This is a genomic window from Haliscomenobacter sp. (assembly GCF_040403615.1).
Lineage (GTDB): Bacteria > Bacteroidota > Bacteroidia > Chitinophagales > Saprospiraceae > Haliscomenobacter.
Genome location: NZ_JBBAKG010000022.1, coordinates 24,733 through 41,015 on the forward strand (window position 1 = coordinate 24,733; position 16,283 = coordinate 41,015).

At 46.1% G+C, this 16,283-nt stretch carries 12 protein-coding genes; 7 read left to right on the plus strand and 5 right to left on the minus strand.

Annotated features, from left to right (window positions below; genetic code table 11):
• The 5 genes from ABW391_RS09250 to ABW391_RS09270 form a co-directional block, all read left to right on the plus strand.
• Positions 1-2,471, plus strand: a 2,471-nt coding sequence (locus ABW391_RS09250) for a bifunctional UDP-N-acetylmuramoyl-tripeptide:D-alanyl-D-alanine ligase/alanine racemase (protein WP_353481569.1), incomplete at its 5' end; no start/stop codon positions are given.
• Positions 2,472-2,507: 36 nt separating this feature from the next.
• The gene (locus ABW391_RS09255) at positions 2,508-4,478 is read left to right on the plus strand and encodes a peptidylprolyl isomerase (RefSeq protein ID WP_353481570.1); all 1,971 of its coding nucleotides are present in this window, start codon (positions 2,508-2,510) and stop codon (positions 4,476-4,478) included.
• Positions 4,479-4,609: 131 nt separating this feature from the next.
• Complete coding sequence (locus ABW391_RS09260) at positions 4,610-5,464, plus strand: hypothetical protein (RefSeq protein WP_353481571.1); 855 nt, start codon at positions 4,610-4,612, stop codon at positions 5,462-5,464.
• 116 nt (positions 5,465-5,580) lie between these two features.
• Positions 5,581-6,948 carry a peptidylprolyl isomerase gene (locus ABW391_RS09265; protein ID WP_353481572.1) on the plus strand — a complete coding sequence of 456 codons (1,368 nt, stop codon included), beginning with the start codon at positions 5,581-5,583 and terminating at the stop codon, positions 6,946-6,948.
• 138 nt (positions 6,949-7,086) lie between these two features.
• Positions 7,087-7,947 (plus strand): alpha/beta hydrolase, encoded by an 861-nt coding sequence (locus tag ABW391_RS09270; protein ID WP_353481573.1) that lies wholly within the window; start codon positions 7,087-7,089, stop codon positions 7,945-7,947.
• A 334-nt stretch (positions 7,948-8,281) separates the two neighbouring features.
• On the opposite strand, the gene ABW391_RS09275 is transcribed toward ABW391_RS09270, so the two are convergent.
• The 4 genes from ABW391_RS09275 to ABW391_RS09290 form a co-directional block, all read right to left on the minus strand.
• Positions 8,282-9,274 carry a ring-cleaving dioxygenase gene (locus ABW391_RS09275; RefSeq protein WP_353481574.1) on the minus strand — a complete coding sequence of 331 codons (993 nt, stop codon included), beginning with the start codon at positions 9,272-9,274 and terminating at the stop codon, positions 8,282-8,284.
• Between the two features lie 84 nt (positions 9,275-9,358).
• The gene (locus ABW391_RS09280) at positions 9,359-10,246 is read right to left on the minus strand and encodes a helix-turn-helix domain-containing protein (RefSeq protein ID WP_353481575.1); all 888 of its coding nucleotides are present in this window, start codon (positions 10,244-10,246) and stop codon (positions 9,359-9,361) included.
• 707 nt (positions 10,247-10,953) lie between these two features.
• On the minus strand, positions 10,954-11,400 hold the full coding sequence (locus tag ABW391_RS09285; RefSeq protein ID WP_353481576.1) for a DUF2452 domain-containing protein: 447 nt from the start codon (positions 11,398-11,400) through the stop codon (positions 10,954-10,956).
• Positions 11,401-11,496: 96 nt separating this feature from the next.
• Complete coding sequence (locus ABW391_RS09290) at positions 11,497-12,471, minus strand: DUF8428 domain-containing protein (RefSeq protein ID WP_353481577.1); 975 nt, start codon at positions 12,469-12,471, stop codon at positions 11,497-11,499.
• Between the two features lie 160 nt (positions 12,472-12,631).
• Here ABW391_RS09290 and ABW391_RS09295 point away from each other — a divergent pair, with 160 nt between their 5' ends.
• Both ABW391_RS09295 and ABW391_RS09300 read left to right on the plus strand, forming a co-directional pair.
• Positions 12,632-13,381: a 3'-5' exonuclease gene (locus ABW391_RS09295; RefSeq protein ID WP_353481578.1), complete on the plus strand. Its 750-nt coding sequence runs from the start codon at positions 12,632-12,634 to the stop codon at positions 13,379-13,381.
• Positions 13,378-13,881 (plus strand): bifunctional adenosylcobinamide kinase/adenosylcobinamide-phosphate guanylyltransferase, encoded by a 504-nt coding sequence (locus ABW391_RS09300; protein WP_353481579.1) that lies wholly within the window; start codon positions 13,378-13,380, stop codon positions 13,879-13,881. Before ABW391_RS09295 ends, ABW391_RS09300 begins: the two co-directional genes overlap by 4 nt.
• Positions 13,882-14,369: 488 nt before the next feature.
• Here ABW391_RS09300 and pbpC read toward each other — a convergent pair.
• The coding region (gene pbpC, locus ABW391_RS09305; protein ID WP_353481580.1) for a penicillin-binding protein 1C at positions 14,370-16,283 on the minus strand (1,914 nt) is incomplete at its 5' end.

The window sequence follows — 16,283 nt, forward strand, 5'->3', positions numbered from 1 at the left end:
CAAAAAACGAGTTGATGTACGCAATTCAGGAGATTCAGGAAATTATCCAGGCCATCACACCCCGCATTGCCTTTTTTGAAGCATCGATAGAGCATTTGTTGCTCGATAGCCGACAAATCATTTTTGCCGAACGCAGCCTGTTCTTTGCCATCAAAGGAGCGCAACAGGACGGCCATCTGTTTTTGCCTGCTGTATACGCCGCAGGCGTCCGCAATTTTGTGGTCACGCATTTGCCTGATGTGACCCACTATCCTGAAGCCAATTTTTTGCAGGTTCAAAACGCAATTCAAGCCTTGCAACGCCTTGCGGCCCATCACCGCCGCCAATTTCCCTTGCAGGTCATTGGCATCACGGGCAGCAACGGCAAAACGATCATCAAAGAGTGGTTGTTCCAGTTGTTGTACCCAAGTTTTGCCATCATCCGCAGTCCGCGGAGTTACAATTCGCAGATCGGGGTGCCACTTTCGGTATGGGGCATTCAGCAGCAGCACGAATTGGGCATTTTTGAGGCTGGAATTTCCCGCAGTGGTGAAATGGCCAAATTGGTGCCCATCTTGCAGCCTCAAATCGGCATTTTTACCATGCTGGGAGAGGCACACAGCGAAGGATTTAAGAGCCAGGAGGCCAAACTACAAGAAAAACTGTTGCTTTTTGCAGGGGTGCATACCCTGATCTACCGAAGGGATAATCCCATAGTTCATCAGGCGGTAGCCGCTTTGGGTTGCCCAACCACTACCTGGTCACTCGAATTGCATGCTGATGCCGATTTGTACGTCTACAAGACCGAAACGTTTTTGAGCCATACCCACCTGGAAGGGCGCTACCAGGGGCAGGAAATGCGGATTACCCTGCCTTTCACGGATCAGGCTTCTATTGAAAACGCCATCCATTGTTGGGCTACGCTTTTGCACCTGGGCTTGAAATCTACCCAAATCATGGAACGGATGGCTCAACTAGAGCCAGTGGCCATGCGTATGGAATTGTTGGATGGTCAACACAATTGCCTGATCATCAACGATACCTACAATGCGGACTTAAGCTCACTGCGCCTGGGCTTGCAATGGATGCGGCAACACGACCATGGGCGAAACCGCAGCTTGATCCTTACAGAAATTTTGCAAAGCGGAGTGAGTAATACTGACTTGTACCCACAAATTGCCCAATTGATCCAACAGCATCAAGTGAATCGAGTTATTGGGGTAGGGGAGGCCACTAAAACCTTGCAAGTTTGCTTACCCGCAGAAACCGAACAAGCTTATTTTGAAAATACGGAATCGCTGTTGGAAAACTTACCTGCGCTGCGCTTTCAATCGGAAGTAATTTTGCTCAAAGGGGCACGGCAATTTCGCCTGGAAAAAATTGCCCAGGCGCTCTCGCGACAAGTACACCAGGCGCGACTGGAAGTCAACCTAAGTGCCTTGGCCCACAATCTTCGGGCCTATCAGCGCTGCTTGCAACCCGGAGTCAAAACCATGGTGATGATCAAAGCAACCGCCTATGGTGCGGGCAGCAAAGAAGTTGCCCGACTGCTGGAATACCTGCGGGTTGATTATTGCTGCGTGGCTTATGCCGACGAAGGTACAGAATTGCGCCAAGCCGGGATCAGTGCGCCCATCATGGTGCTCAATCCCGAATTGGGTGCTTTCGAACAAATGCACCTCCATCGTTTGGAACCCGTGGTATACAGCCTGGAACAACTGAAAAACCTCAATCCCCAAGCTTTGCCTCATGGCATTCACCTCAGTATTGACAGTGGCATGCACCGCCTGGGCTTTGACGAGCACGAATTGGATGGGCTTTTGATTTACTTGCAAAGCCACTCTGATTTGGTGGTCAAGTCCATTTACACCCATCTTGCGGCCAGCGAAGATCCTGCTCACGATGCTTTTACGCACGAGCAAGCAAGGCGTTTTAATCGGGCTTATGCCCGGATTGCTGAGGTCTTGGGGTACAAACCACTCCAACATGCCCTTAACTCCAATGGCATTACCCGTTTTCCACAATACCAGCAGGATATGGTGCGTTTGGGGATTGGCCTGTATGGCATCGACGTGAGCAATTCACTGCCCGAACCCCTACAGGTAGTTTTGAGTTTTAAGGCTACTATTTCACAAATCAAAGCTGTTGCGCCAGGCGAATCCATCGGTTATGGTCGCCGCGCCCGCGCCCATTCTCTCATGCGAACTGGAACCATCTCTGTAGGTTATGCCGACGGTTTGCGCCGAGGGGCTGGCAACGGAGCTTTCAGTGTTGGTGTACGGGGAAAACGCGCACCCATTCTGGGCAGCGTTTGTATGGACATGTCGATGATCGATCTGACCCTGATTCCAGAAGCGCAAACAGGAGATACGGTGGAAATATTTGGGCAAGAGCCCAGCGTGGATGAATTGGCCCGTATTTTGGATACCATTCCATATGAAGTATTTACCGGAATTTCCCAACGCGTTAAACGTGTTTATTTACAAGAATAAGTTTATTTTTGCCCCACTTCTAAAATAAAACTTGACATGGCAAAGAACCTTTTGCTGCTGATTGGCTGTTTTTTCAGCCTTGTAGTATTTTCCCAGGCACAGGATAACGATCCTGTATTGTTTACGGTAGATGGCACCCAGGTGCATGTTTCCGAATTCAAGTACATTTACTCCAAAACGAACGGAAAAAATGCAGATTTTTCCCGCGCTACGTTGCAAGAGTACCTGGATCTGTACACCAAATTCAAACTCAAAGTCAAAAAAGCCAAAGACATGAAGCTGGACACCGTCCAGTCCCTTCAGGAGGAATTGGCTGGTTACCGCCGTCAATTGGCGGATTCTTATCTGCTGAACAAGCAAGTAACCGAAAAATTGACCAAAGAACTTTTCGAGCGTTCACAGTACGACCTCGACATCAGCCATATCTTGTTTGCCCTGCCTGCTGATGCCAAAGGTGCTGACACCGTTTCTACCTTCAAACAAGCAATGGATGCCCGGGCGCGCTTGCTCAAGGGGGACAATTTTGCCACGGTAGCTCAACAGCTTTCTGCCGATAAATCGGCAGCCACCAACGGAGGACATATCGGTTATGTAACTGCCATGTTTCCCAATGGATTTTATCCCTTGGAAAGTGCAGCCTATAAGCTTCCATTTGATCAAATCTCGATGCCCATTCGCACCAGTGTTGGCTACCACTTGCTGAAAGCACACAGCAAGCGCCCCGCAAGAGGTGAGGTAGAGGTTGCCCATATCTTGCTGCGTACCGAAGGGTCGGACGCTATTGTGGTCAAAATGCAAATTGATACCCTCTATGCAAGCTTGAAAAGAGGCGGCAATTTTGAAGAAATAGCGGCCAGAAGCTCCAACGATTCTCGGACTGCCGATAAAGGCGGATACGTTGGTTTTGTAACCATCAACCGCTTTGAACAAGCCTTTGAAGATGCTGCTTACAGCGTGGCCAAAGATGGAGAATACTCCAAACCATTCGAAACCAGCGTGGGTTGGCACATTATCAAGCGCATCAGCAAAAAAGAGATACAACCTTATGACCAAATGCGTGGTCAATTAGAAGCACGCATCAAAAGAGATGCCCGCTTCGAGATGGCCCGCAAAGCCATGGTAGACGACATCAAGCGCGAAACTGGGTTCAAAGATTATCCCAACCTGCTGACCGACTTTGCCGCAACCCTGAACGATACTTTCTTCACTTTCCAGTGGCGGGCGCCACAACCACCAAGTGACAAAGTGTTGTTTACTATGGCGAAAAAAGCCTATACCATGGGCAATTTTGCCCAATTTGTAGAAGCTGCTACCCGTCAGCGCATGCGCATGTCAGGTGAAACCAATACAGATGCTGCAGTGCAAAATTTGTACGATGAGTATGTCAACGAATCTTGCCTGCGCTTTGAAGAACAACGCCTGGATCAAAAATATCCAGAATTCAAGGCACTGTTGCGCGAATACGAGGAAGGAATTCTGCTTTTTGAAGCAACCAGAATCAATGTTTGGGACAAAGCTTCTCAAGATACGGTTGGTTTGAAAAACTATTTCAAAACCATCAAAGGCAAATACCGTTGGGAAGATCGTGCGCTTACTTCGGTATTCTTTATCGATGGCATTTCCAAATCGGTTTTAGAGCCCGTTCGTGAGTATGCCCGCAAGCATTCGACTCAAGAAGTATTGGAGAAATTCAACAAATCCGATACCATTGGAATTCGCGTTGAAGAATTGACCTTGGAAAAAGGCAAATCACCCGAAGCGTCTGAATTGAAAGATTGGAAAGCAGGAGAGGTAACGGTGGCCAAATTGGATCGCCAAAACAACGAGTATTCTTTCTATAAAGTGGAAAAGATTCTTCCGGCGCAAGACAAACTGCTCAATGAAGCCAGAGGATACATCATCGCTGATTATCAAGATCACCTGGAAATTCAATGGGTAAACGAACTGAAAAAGCAATATCCGGTCAAGATAGACAAAGGAGTTTTTGAAAGCTTAATCAAAAAATAGTCGGAGAGTTGGTTGCTGTAGATCCCGCTTCGCTTCGCTCCCCTCCGTACCCTGAGCGAAGCCGAAGGGAAGGGGGGGAGCGAAGCGGAACGGGATCTACGGTACAATCAACTCTTCAACTATCTTCAGCCATGATTGGAAAGAGGAGCCTGAATATTCTAACTTTTTTGCTGTTGGCCATCGCCTTTGTAGCGTGTGAGTCTGATGACAAGCTACAGGGTGATCGTTTGCTTGCCAGGGTATTCAATCGGGAATTGCACCTCTCCGAATTGGAAAACATGTTTCCAGAACAAGCGACTAAAGGAGACAGCGTATTGATCATTCAGGCTTATGTCAATCGTTGGATCCGCGAAGAACTATTGATGTACGAGGCAGAGAAAAATCTCCCTCCGGATCTCAATATTGATCAATTGGTGCGGGATTACCGCCGCTCGCTGATTCGAAACAACTACGAACAAGTATTGGTAGAACAGCTTTTGGATTCTACGGTAACCAAAACTGAACTACAGGCTTTTTACGAAAAAAACAAGGAACAATACGAATTGGAAACCCCCATTATCCGCTGTTTCTTTATCAAAATTGCAGCCCCAGTACCAAAACCCGATAGCCTTTTGGGTTATTGGAACAAGCCCCGGGGGAGCAATTTGGGAAAACTGGAGGCTTATTGCCAGAAATACGCTACCGCGCATGTTTTGGTAGACAGCATCTGGCACAAAGTAGATGTCATCGGTTCGGTCATGCCCAAAGGCACAATAACCGCCGATAATATTGCTTCTAAAAGAGAATTTCGCCAAACCGATGGCGAGTTTGTATACTATTTTCGCTTGTTGGAGCTGAAAAACAGGAAAGAAATTGCGCCATTGGGCTACATTGAGCAACAAGCGCGTACCTTCGTGCTCCACAAACGAAAACTGGACTTGCTTCAACGCAAGCGGGAAGACCTTTATGAAATTGCCTTGAAAAAGCGCAATGTGGAAATATATTAGGGCTTTAAGTTTAGGGTTTTAGGTTTTTCGCATCATCTGCAATTGAGCGTGGATGGTTCAACTGAAAAACCCACTCCAAAAACTGAAAACCCAAAATGGATAAAAATTGTTGGAAAATGCGGTACTTAATATTGGCTGTTTTGTTGACCATGAGTTTGGCAGCGATGGCGCAAAGGCAGGTTTTAGACAAAATGGTAGCCACCGTTGGCGGTGAGATCACCTTGTTGTCTGAGGTAGAAGAGCAGTACTCCTATGCCAAATCTCAACGCAATGGGGCGGTACCCCCAGAAGCGCGTTGCATGATGGTAGAGCAAATCCTGGTGAACAAGCTTTTGCTCAACCAGGCTAAATTGGACAGTATTGAAGTAAAAGAGGACGAGGTAGAAACCCAACTTACCGCCAGGATTGAGCGTATTCTGAGTTACATGAACAACGACCTCAAGCAATTTGAAGAATATTATGGCCAAACCGTAAATGAAGTTCGGGAGCAATTCCGCGAGGATTTGCGCAACAACCTCCTGATTGAACGGATGCGCACCAAAATTATGAACGATGTAAGTGTTACGCCTTCCGAGGTTAAAGACTTCTTTCGCCGCATTCCCAAAGACAGTTTGCCCTATTTCAGTTCAGAAGTTGAAGTGGGCGAAATTGTATACAAAGTTCCCATCAACAAAGAGCAACGACGGGTAACCTTGTCCAAATTGGAAGACATTCGCAAGCGCATTGTAGACGGAAAAGAAGACTTTGCCGTGTTGGCTCAAAAGTTTTCGGACGATGGGTCTGCCCGTGGCGGCGGCGATTTGGGCTGGGCCAAGCGCGGAAAGTACGTGACCGAATTTGAAGCTGCCGCTTACAAACTGGAAGACAACGAAGTGTCTCCGGTTACTGAAACCCAATTTGGTTTTCACATCATCCAGATGTTGGGACGCCGAGGCAACTCCATTCACGTTCGCCACATTTTGATTCGCCCCGAAATCACCGATGATGATATCGAAACTGGAAAACGGCACATGGACACGGTGCGTACCCTGCTCCTCAAGGATTCCATTTCTTTTTCTCGCGGAGTGAAAAAATACTCAGACAAAAACGTTCAGAGTTTCAACAACGATGGACGCATGGTGAATCCTGGATCAGGCAACACTTTTTTTGAAGTGGGCGATCTGGATCCTGATGTCTATTTTGCCATCGATACCATGAAAATCAACAGCATCTCCAAGCCAATCGAATTTCGGGATGAAGGCGGAGATTATTTCTACCGATTGGTGAAACTCATGTCGCGCACCACGCCGCACAAAGCCAACCTGGCGCAAGATTACGCCAAAATCCAAAAGGCCGCCATCGAATCTAAGCGCAATGAGATTGTAAACAAATGGGTGGAAGAACGCATCCGCAAAACGTTCATCATCATTGATCGCCAATATGAAGGCTGCGCCAATTTGGGGCCCTGGATGAAGGAGAATACGGCCAGTACAATTAAGCCGTAATCAGAAAATATATAGGATAAAGAAGGCTGGCAAAATGATCCGTTCATTTTGTCAGCCTTTTTTGTTGCTTTATGCAAGCATTGCCACGCCAAAATCAACATCTTTTCGTATTTTCACCTATACACATAAACAAACAACATGAAAAACATCAGTCTATTCATTGCCTTGATCTGCATGGGCATCAATCTCGCTGCCCAGAGCGGCAAGGTCATGGACAACCTTACGCTGCAAAGCAAAATTCTGGGCATGGAGCGCAAGTACGCCATTTACCTTCCTGCTGATTACGAAACCTCTGCGCGGACTTATCCGGTACTCTACTTGCTCCACGGCGGTGGGGATGACCAAACGGGTTGGGTACAATTTGGTGAAGTCTTGAACATTACCGACAAAGCCGTTAAGGAAGGAACGGCTACGCCCATGATCATCGTGATGCCCGACGCGAATACTACTCGCCGGGGCTATTCCAACAACGCTACGGGTACCTGGCTGTACGAGGATTTTTTCTTCAAGGAATTGATGCCGTTTGTAGAAAAGAAATACCGCATCAAAACGGAAAAGCGTTTTCGGGCCATTGCCGGGCTTTCCATGGGCGGTGATGGGAGCTTTACCTACGCGCTGCACCATCCAGAGTTGTTTTCTTCTGCTTGCCCGCTGAGTGCTGCTACCGGCCCGCTGACCATGGATATGGCCAAAACCTATGTCAGAAGAGCAGATTCAACTGCAACGGATGCCCAAATCGAAGATTATTTCAACCGACAAAGTGTTTTGCAATTGATCAACAATATGCCTGAGAATCAAAAGAAAGCGGTACGCTGGTACATCGATTGTGGAGACGATGATTTTTTGTACGAAGGGAATTCACTGGTACACATTGCTATGCGCAAAAAGGAGATTCCGCATGAGTTTCGCGCCCGCGACGGCGGCCATACCTGGACGTATTGGAGGCAGGCTTTGCCTGAGGTGTTGGCTTTTGTGTCGCAGGCATTTCACCAGTATTGATGAATCACATTGCACAGTAAACGCTGTATTCAAGTCGTTTCATACGACAAGTTATTATGGTAGTGCTGGGTAGTTAAACCGCTATTGAATATTTGTCACTTTTTGCCTGATGCAAAAAGTAACCAAAAAAATCAAGGCTGTATTGAAATCCTACGATTTTGCGAAAGCTCCGGCGGCGCGAAAAAAACTCGCCCCTCCTGCGTCGGGTCTCAAACAGTTTTTCGCTTAACCCGCCTCCACTTCCGCAAAATCGGGATTTCAATAAGGCCTCTTCCGCATTACTATAGCTATTTCAGGTTGTGCGGACATTTAAGTGTTGCGGAATGTGTATCAATTAACCTACTCGGTACGCCTCCACGCTTTTTTCCAGAGAAATAGGCGCCAAGTGCTTTTCAATCTGATCGCGGTTTTTTTCTTGCCAAGGAGGAAGTTTCAGTCCGGTGCCCAGGTTTTCAATCGTTTCGTCAAAGGTGAATCCGGGCGGATTGGTAGCGATCTCAAACAACACCCCGCCTGGTTCGCGGAAATAGATGGAGTGAAAATATTGGCGATCTAACACTTCCGTGGGCATAAAACCTTTGGACAGCAAGATCTCCCGCACCCCTTTTTGAGTCTCATCCGTTGGCGTATCAAACGCGATGTGGTGCACGGTACCGATCCCCCCTACGCCATACCGCTGAGTGGAATCCCAGAGAATGTCTACAAAATTTCCGGCCTCATTGCCTTTTTCAGCGGAATCAACACTTTTGGGTAGGTAGCGTCGGCGTACCCCCGCTTCGCCGATGAATTCATAACCTAAATGTTGGGTCAACAAAGCTTCAGTTTTTTCGTAACTGGTTTCCCACAACTCGCTGCCCCAAAAGCCACGGATGGCCACTTCGGCAGGAATGTGCCCATAAGTGAATGGTGGGCGGGTATCGGCATCATTGGCCACCAATTCCAGTCCCAACCCATCGGGGTCTTCAAAATAAATCACCACTTCGTTGAAACGCGTTTGGGGGGCTTTGTAACTGACCTGGAATTGGTCAAATCGTTTTTGCCAAAAATCCAGGGCATTCACTGGGATTGAGAATGAAGTGGTTGCTGCTTGACCAGTGCCCTGGCGACCCCGATAAGGACTAGCCCCGAAAGGAAAGAAAGTCATGATGCTGCCTGCTTTTCCCGTCTCGTCCCCGTAATAAAGGTGGTACACATCGGGTGCATCGAAATTGATGGTCTTTTTTACCAGGCGCAAACCAAGTAAACCAGCATAAAAATCAAGATTTCTTTGAGGGTCTGAAGCCATCGCAGTGATATGGTGCAAACCCGTGATCAGGGAATTTGACATGGTCTTTTTGTTTTAATGATGCCACAAAGTTACGCCTCCATCATGGCTCCGTAAATGGTAAATGCATGGTAGTCCTTGTCAAAATCATGGATTTTGCGCGATCACCTGTTTTTTGAACTCCGATAGGGTCATGCCCGTTTGCTTTTTGAAAAATTTGCTGAATTGAGCGCCATCTTCATACCCTAGCGCAAAAGAAATCTCCTTGGCGGTCATTTCTGAGTACCGGGCCAATCTTTTGGCTTCCAGGATGAGCCGATTGAGGATGAATTCTTTGGCCGAAGTGCCCGTCTCGGATTTGATGATTTCGTTGAGGTAATTGCTGCTCAGGTTTTGTGCCTGCGCATAATCGTTTACCTGATGCCAGGTGCTGAACTGTTGCTCTACGTCATTTTTAAAGTGGCGTACAATCTCGGCTTGTCGATGGTCAAGCTTGTTGTTTTTAAGGTTTTTATCTTGTTTTAAGCGTACAAATTCCATGGTCAACAGCTTGAGCCAGGCGCCCAGTACTTCTAGTTTGTGTGGATTTTCCTGGCTAAATTCTGTTGCTATTTTTTGAAAATAAAAATTCAATTGCTGCATCTCGGGTTCTGACACCGATAAGGGCCTGGACTCATCACAATTGAAAAACAATTCCAACTCGGTCAATCGCTTGGGCGAAATGCTGTACTCCAATAAAAAATCATTGGTAAACAGGAGGACGTGACCCCGCAGTTCATGCTCGGTATGGGGAACAATGCTCAGGTTGTGCACTTGCTCTGGGGAGATAAAAAAGATGGTATTTGGCGCAAGTGGATGGTTGGTAAAATCAATTTGATGGGTGCCATGGGCCTGTTCTACAGCAATGATGGTGAAGTAATCGTGTCGGTGTGGCAATTCACTCGAAGTAGATTTTTGTCTGTTTTCCTCAATTTTCTGCATTGTTCGGTACACGAAAGGGGCATTCAGATGGGCGATGCGAATCAAGGTAGACATGCTTGGATTTTTTTTGGTGAATTGCACACAATGTTGGCGGGATTTATTTTCAGCCACAAATGAAGTGAATTCACACAATATTATACTGTCCAATCACTTACAATTTCGTTGTTTCCAGTTTTTTTAAAAAGAATCGAACCGAAAATAAAAAATGCTACATCCCACCATTCCTGGCTGAATGCAGCACTTTATCTTGTTAGTAGGACGCCTTCGGCGGCTGAAACTAGCGCATTGGGCCTAAATAGACCTAAGTAAGTTAAAAGGGTTTCTCAAAGAAGACTGAAAAGGGCTAGATCAGCATACGCCACAAAAGGATGGCAATAAAGAAAAAAATCGCGGGGGGACGCGAAATGTAGATGATCAGTTGAGCCAACTGATCATCTGCATTTTAGCGGCGAGCACCCTTAGGTGCTGTATTCATAGCGGTAATAATACCGGCCCCAGCAACAAAAGCAGCGAAGGTTACGACAAGTACTAGCATGACCAATCAGTTTTGTAAGGTTGTACGTGATAAAATTTTGTTGCACTCCATTATGGGGTTCAAATGGATGCTCACGGGATAAAACTGATATGTATAGTGGGACCTTTGAGGGGCAAAAAACCTTAATGATTTTCTCGTGACGCTAATTTGGGAAGAATTTTTGAATTATTCACAGAACTGCAAAAACTTTTTAAAAAATTAACACAGGAAGGCTTGTTACCGGCGCTTAGAGCTCTAAATCCCCAGTTGCGAGTATGTCCCAGGTATGATCTGCGAGGAGTTTGATGGTCGCTACAAACGCGTAAGGCATTTTAGCGCCCCACTCATTTGGTGAAATCATGGACATCACGTCTTTGCCATTGGGCCTACGATAAAGATGGTAGATTTTTCCGATGATGGGGCCAAAATTCATTTCGGCAAGGTAGATGCGTTCGGAGATGTTTACTCGATTCTGAATGGCTTTGGCTTGGGAAGCCAAAAGTTCAATTTGTTGGCGGATCTGGTCTAGATCCATATCTGTCTGCTCGTACATGGCAGTTACAGCACGACCCTTAACTTTACCTTTGTCGATTGGCTTGATCACTGCGCCACCTACAGTATGCGCATACGGGAGGAGATGCGGGTTTTCGGCAATTTTATCCTTATCGATTGGATTGATGAAATGCTCTTCCATGTTTACTGTTTTAAAGTATTGAATTCTGGATTTATCAGTTGTTGTTCGCCTAAGCGAACAACAACTGATAAACTCAAAACCTATAACCTAAAACTTCTATTTAAGTTTAAAAGTACCTTTGCCAGAAAGGTAGCCTTTGTTGTACACTTCAACTTTGTAATCGCCTGCTTCAAATGGAGCACCAGGGGCAACTGAAGCGCAAACTTTAGCTTCGCCTTTGTTGTAACTGGTTGTTTTGGCTTTTGAAAAAGGTACATCTTCGCCAGATCCGCTGGTGAATGAACCTTCTGAAGCCAAAGTTTCACCTTTTGGAGTGATCACCCGTACGTGGAAAACTTCCTGACCGATTTCCGCATTTTCGTTCGGAATGATCTCAAAGCAAACATCTACCTGATTGACTTTTTTAGCGTTGCTGCTTTTGCTTGGCTTGCCTTTTTCTTTAGTGATTAGACCATTTGCGTCAATTTCTTGAACTTTGATGGAGGAAGCAGCAGTTACTTTTTTAGACAAGTCAGTTTTGGTTTTTTCCAATTCGGTTTTTTCAGTCTCCAATTGAGTCTTGGCAGTGCTCAACTGTGTAGTGGTTGCTTTTTCAGCTTCCAGGGTAGTTTGCAGTTGGGTTTTTTCTTCGCCCAAGCGGGATACATCCGTCTTCAAGGTTTCGTTTTCACCGCGCAGGGTGTTGACTTCTGCCAGCAATTGGTTGATGCGGCCTTGCAGGTTTCCTACTTCAGCACGTGCTTTGCCAAGGCTGTTTTTGTCGCGCAGCAAAGATTCGATTCTGGTCTTTGAGGCATCCAATTCAGTTTTCTGCTGATCGATCAAGGCATTCAGTTCTTCGTTGGTGCCACGCATGCCTTCCAATTCAGACAAAGCAGAATAGTATTGCTTGTTGAGCTCTTCTTTCAGTTTGGTGGTCTCTTCCAGGTCAGCAGAAATCTCGGTATTCTCAGCTTTAAGTTGGCTACGGTTGTAGATCATGTATCCATTGATCCCCAAGAGTAAAACAATAACGCCGATCGCTACTCCAAGAATGGTATTCTTAGAATTGTTTCCAGATGTGGTTGACATAGTTTTTTGGTTTTTATTAAAAAAAAATGAGAAATACAGAAAAAGCGATCAAATTTTAAGTTAAAGGAACTGTTTAAAGCGCAATTTTTGTATTTCCTAAAAAGCAATTGCGTAACGACCCGAAGTTTGCTAATATTGTCTGCCAAATACAAAATTGGATATGCTGGAACAAATCGATATTGCCAATGTCCTATTTTTGGATATTGAAACGGTAAGTGTAACCCGCACTTATGCTGAACTTTCCGAAGATTTTCAACATTTGTGGAAGTCAAAAAGCACCTCGCTATTCAAAACGGAAGCAGATGCCAATTCAGAGGAGCTCAACGAGACCTACCGTGATCGAGCTGCAATTTATGCGGAGTTCGGAAAGATCATGTGCATCTCGGTAGGAGTAGTGTACAGGGACAAGGACGACAAGCGGCTCAAAGTTCGACTCAAATCTTTTGCAGGTCACGATGAAGCAAAGCTGTTGGGCGATTTTTCAGAACTCCTGGCCCAGCATTATCCTACTCCCGGAAAGCATTTCATTTGTGGCCACAACATCAAAGAGTTTGATGTTCCTTACCTCTGTCGAAGGATGGTGGTGCACCAAATGCCTTTTCCAAAACTGATGGATTTGGAAGGAAAAAAACCTTGGGAAACCCTCCATTTGCTCGATACCATGGAAATGTGGAAATTTGGGGATCGAAAAAATTACACATCCTTGAAGGTATTAGCCGCCTTACTGGACTTTCCTTCTCCCAAAGACGATATTGACGGCAGCCAGGTAGGAAGAGTGTATTGGGAAGAAAATGATGTGGAGCGCATTTCTTTTTACTGTGAAAAAGATGTTTTGGCAACCATTCAACTCTTTCTGCGTTTTCGCCGCATGCCCATTTTAATCGAAGATCAAATTGCGCACATCAGATGATTTGGATGATAACCGGAGGTGCTAGAAGTGGCAAAAGCCGCTTTGCACAGGAAATAGCTTTAGAGAAAGCAGAAAACCCAATTTATGTCGCTACTGCGCGAAATTGGGATGAAGATTTCAACGAAAGAATCAAACGGCACAAACTGGATCGGGACGAGCGCTGGACGAGCATCGAAGAAGAAAAAAAACCATCTCAACTCAATATCTCAAACCGGGTAGTGGTCATTGATTGTGCCACCCTCTGGCTCACCAATCTTTTTGTAGATGAAAAAAACAACCTTGACCGTTGTCTTGAATTGGCCAAACAAGAAATTGATGCCCTGGCGGAAGTTCCAGGGGTGATGCTTTTTGTAACCAATGAGTTGGGCATGGGGTTGCATGCGGATACCGAAATTGGGAGGAAGTTTACTGATTTGCAAGGCTGGGTCAATCAATATTTAGCCGCAAAAGCAGAAAAAGTGACTTTCATGGTAAGTGGCCTCCCACTGAACATAAAATAGATTTGCATTATTCATATAAATGGTATACTTTTGTCATTCTGATCTAAAGTGCCAAAATACTGCGCACAAAATTCCAACCACGATTACCGTATTCTAAAGGGAACCTACCGTTCCGTGAGAATCTCTGCCGTTCCCTAAACGTACCTTGTTCAGCTTGGGTATGGTTCTATCTTTGTTTTAGTTTTCTCATAGTATGTTTAATTCTCCTACACTCTTAAGCTGAGTGTAGGTTTTTTTTTGTCAAAAATTTTGAAGAAGTACTCCGAAATGAAAAGTAAACTTGCCCAAATCTAACTGTTTTCCAACCGCTTCGTAAATTCCAGCAACCACTCAGCAGACATTGTAGGCATAACCTAATTGAGGCGGATTCAATCCAGATTCTTTCGATACCTTTGGATTGTAGTTTTCTCATAGTATGTTGTCCGGCTCCCGCATCTTTGACCTCCTTGATGCGGGAGTCTCTTTTTTTAATATGATTTTTTCAAGGGTCATTTTTTCAAAATGATCTCAAATCTTTGCTCCAACCGGTATCCATTTTCATCTACCAAAGTCAAAACGTGTTTGCCCGCAGGGGGTTCAAAAGCAAACTGATGAAAAGTCTGGGTTGTACCCATATATTCCTGATCAATGTGCCAATAGATTTTTGCGCTTGCTCGGCGGTGAGCTACCTGAAAAATAGTTTTAGACTTTTTTCCATCCAAATCAATGGGTACGAATATGCGACTGGCCTGCCTTGGATAAATCAACTGCATTGGGCTGTCATTGCCTGATTGGGTCTGACAGTCGGGATGCAAAGGCGGAAGTGCCGCGTATTCCGGATGCCGCTGACGGTAATAATATTCTTCAAGGGGAGGAAATACCAACCAAGGGCGATTGACCATCTGACCGGGCAAAAAACATTGTGCAGTAACCTGATAACGTTCCTGCTGATCTAAATGAACCAACTGATGATAAGTACACACTCGACTATTTAATGCCTTTTTGGGAATCAAGAGGGTGTCTGGTGAGCAATATTGCCCGGCCCGAAATCCAGTCTCCGAACATACCTCTGCCCGAACCATATCGTCAAATGGACATGCAAACCAGGAGGTGGAAGGCAAAAGGCCAAATACATCAAACAGAATGGGCGCGGCTGCAATGGTTCCCACCAGTCCAGGCCTCCCTTCTCCATCGGCATTGCCAACCCACACGCCTACAACGTATTCTGGCGTTATACCAATTGCCCAAGCATCTCTAAATCCAAAACTGGTTCCGGTTTTCCAGGCTACCCTGCGACTCGTACTAAATTGTTGCCATTGGTTTTCGCTGCCAGGCCTTTGAACTTCCTGCATGGCTTCAAACGTTGCCCAAATAGCCCCAGCAGACAATTGATTGGCATTCTGATCCAGCCTGTTGATATTTGTTGGTTCCTGGAATTGGGTTGGAGAATAACTCAATGGATGAAAATCTGCTGGATCATACCGACTGCTGTACGTTGGATAATGCCGGAGTACCCGAGCCATCGAAGCATACATGCCACAAAGATCCCAAAGATTGGTTTCCGCTCCACCCAATATTAAGGATAAACCGTAATGACTAGGCGCTTGCGAAAGGGTAGTCACCCCCAGTTTTTTGAGTTGATAGTGAAAGCGCCCAAAATCGTATTGCCGCAGCAAATCAACAAAAGGAATGTTGAGCGAACGGGAAAGTGCTTCGTTGGCGGGCACCAGGCCGTCGTAGCCCTCCTGAAAGTTTTCAGGCCGGTATCCATTGATGTTCATCGGTACGTCTGGGAGCAAGCTGTTGGGCGACACAATGGCATCATTGAGGGCCAATCCGTATAAAAACGGCTTAAGGATGCTGCCACTACTCCGAGGGGCAGTGACGATATCAACTTGCTCTCCATGGTCAGCTCCAGCAAACGGAGCATTGCCCACATAGGCCATTACCTCACCCCGCTGTACATCGGCCACTACTATTGCCAGATTGTGGATTTGGCTGAATTCAAGCAATTCATGGTGCCTGCGGGCTACATCCAATACATTTGCCTGGAAACCTGATTGAACGGTGCTTCTCAAACGCAGGTAGCCTTTTTCCTTGGCGATTCTATCCAACAAGTGGGGAGCGAAGCGGGGCAATGGATGCGGGGCTTCTGGCAATGGTTCAGATTTTGCCAAATCGCAAGTGGTGGGATCAATAATGCCCCGGGCAGCAAGGCGGTTCAATAATTTATTCCGTTTGTCCAAAAGCACATTTCTGTTGCGCCCAGGGTGTATCAAAGAAGGGCTATTGGGCAAAACGGCAAGCAGTGCGCCTTCCGCCCAGGAGAGTAAAGCAGGTGATTTGCCAAAATACCGCCAAGAGGCAGCTTCAAGACCTACCACATTTCCGCCAAATGGCGCATTGGCCGCATACAGATTCAA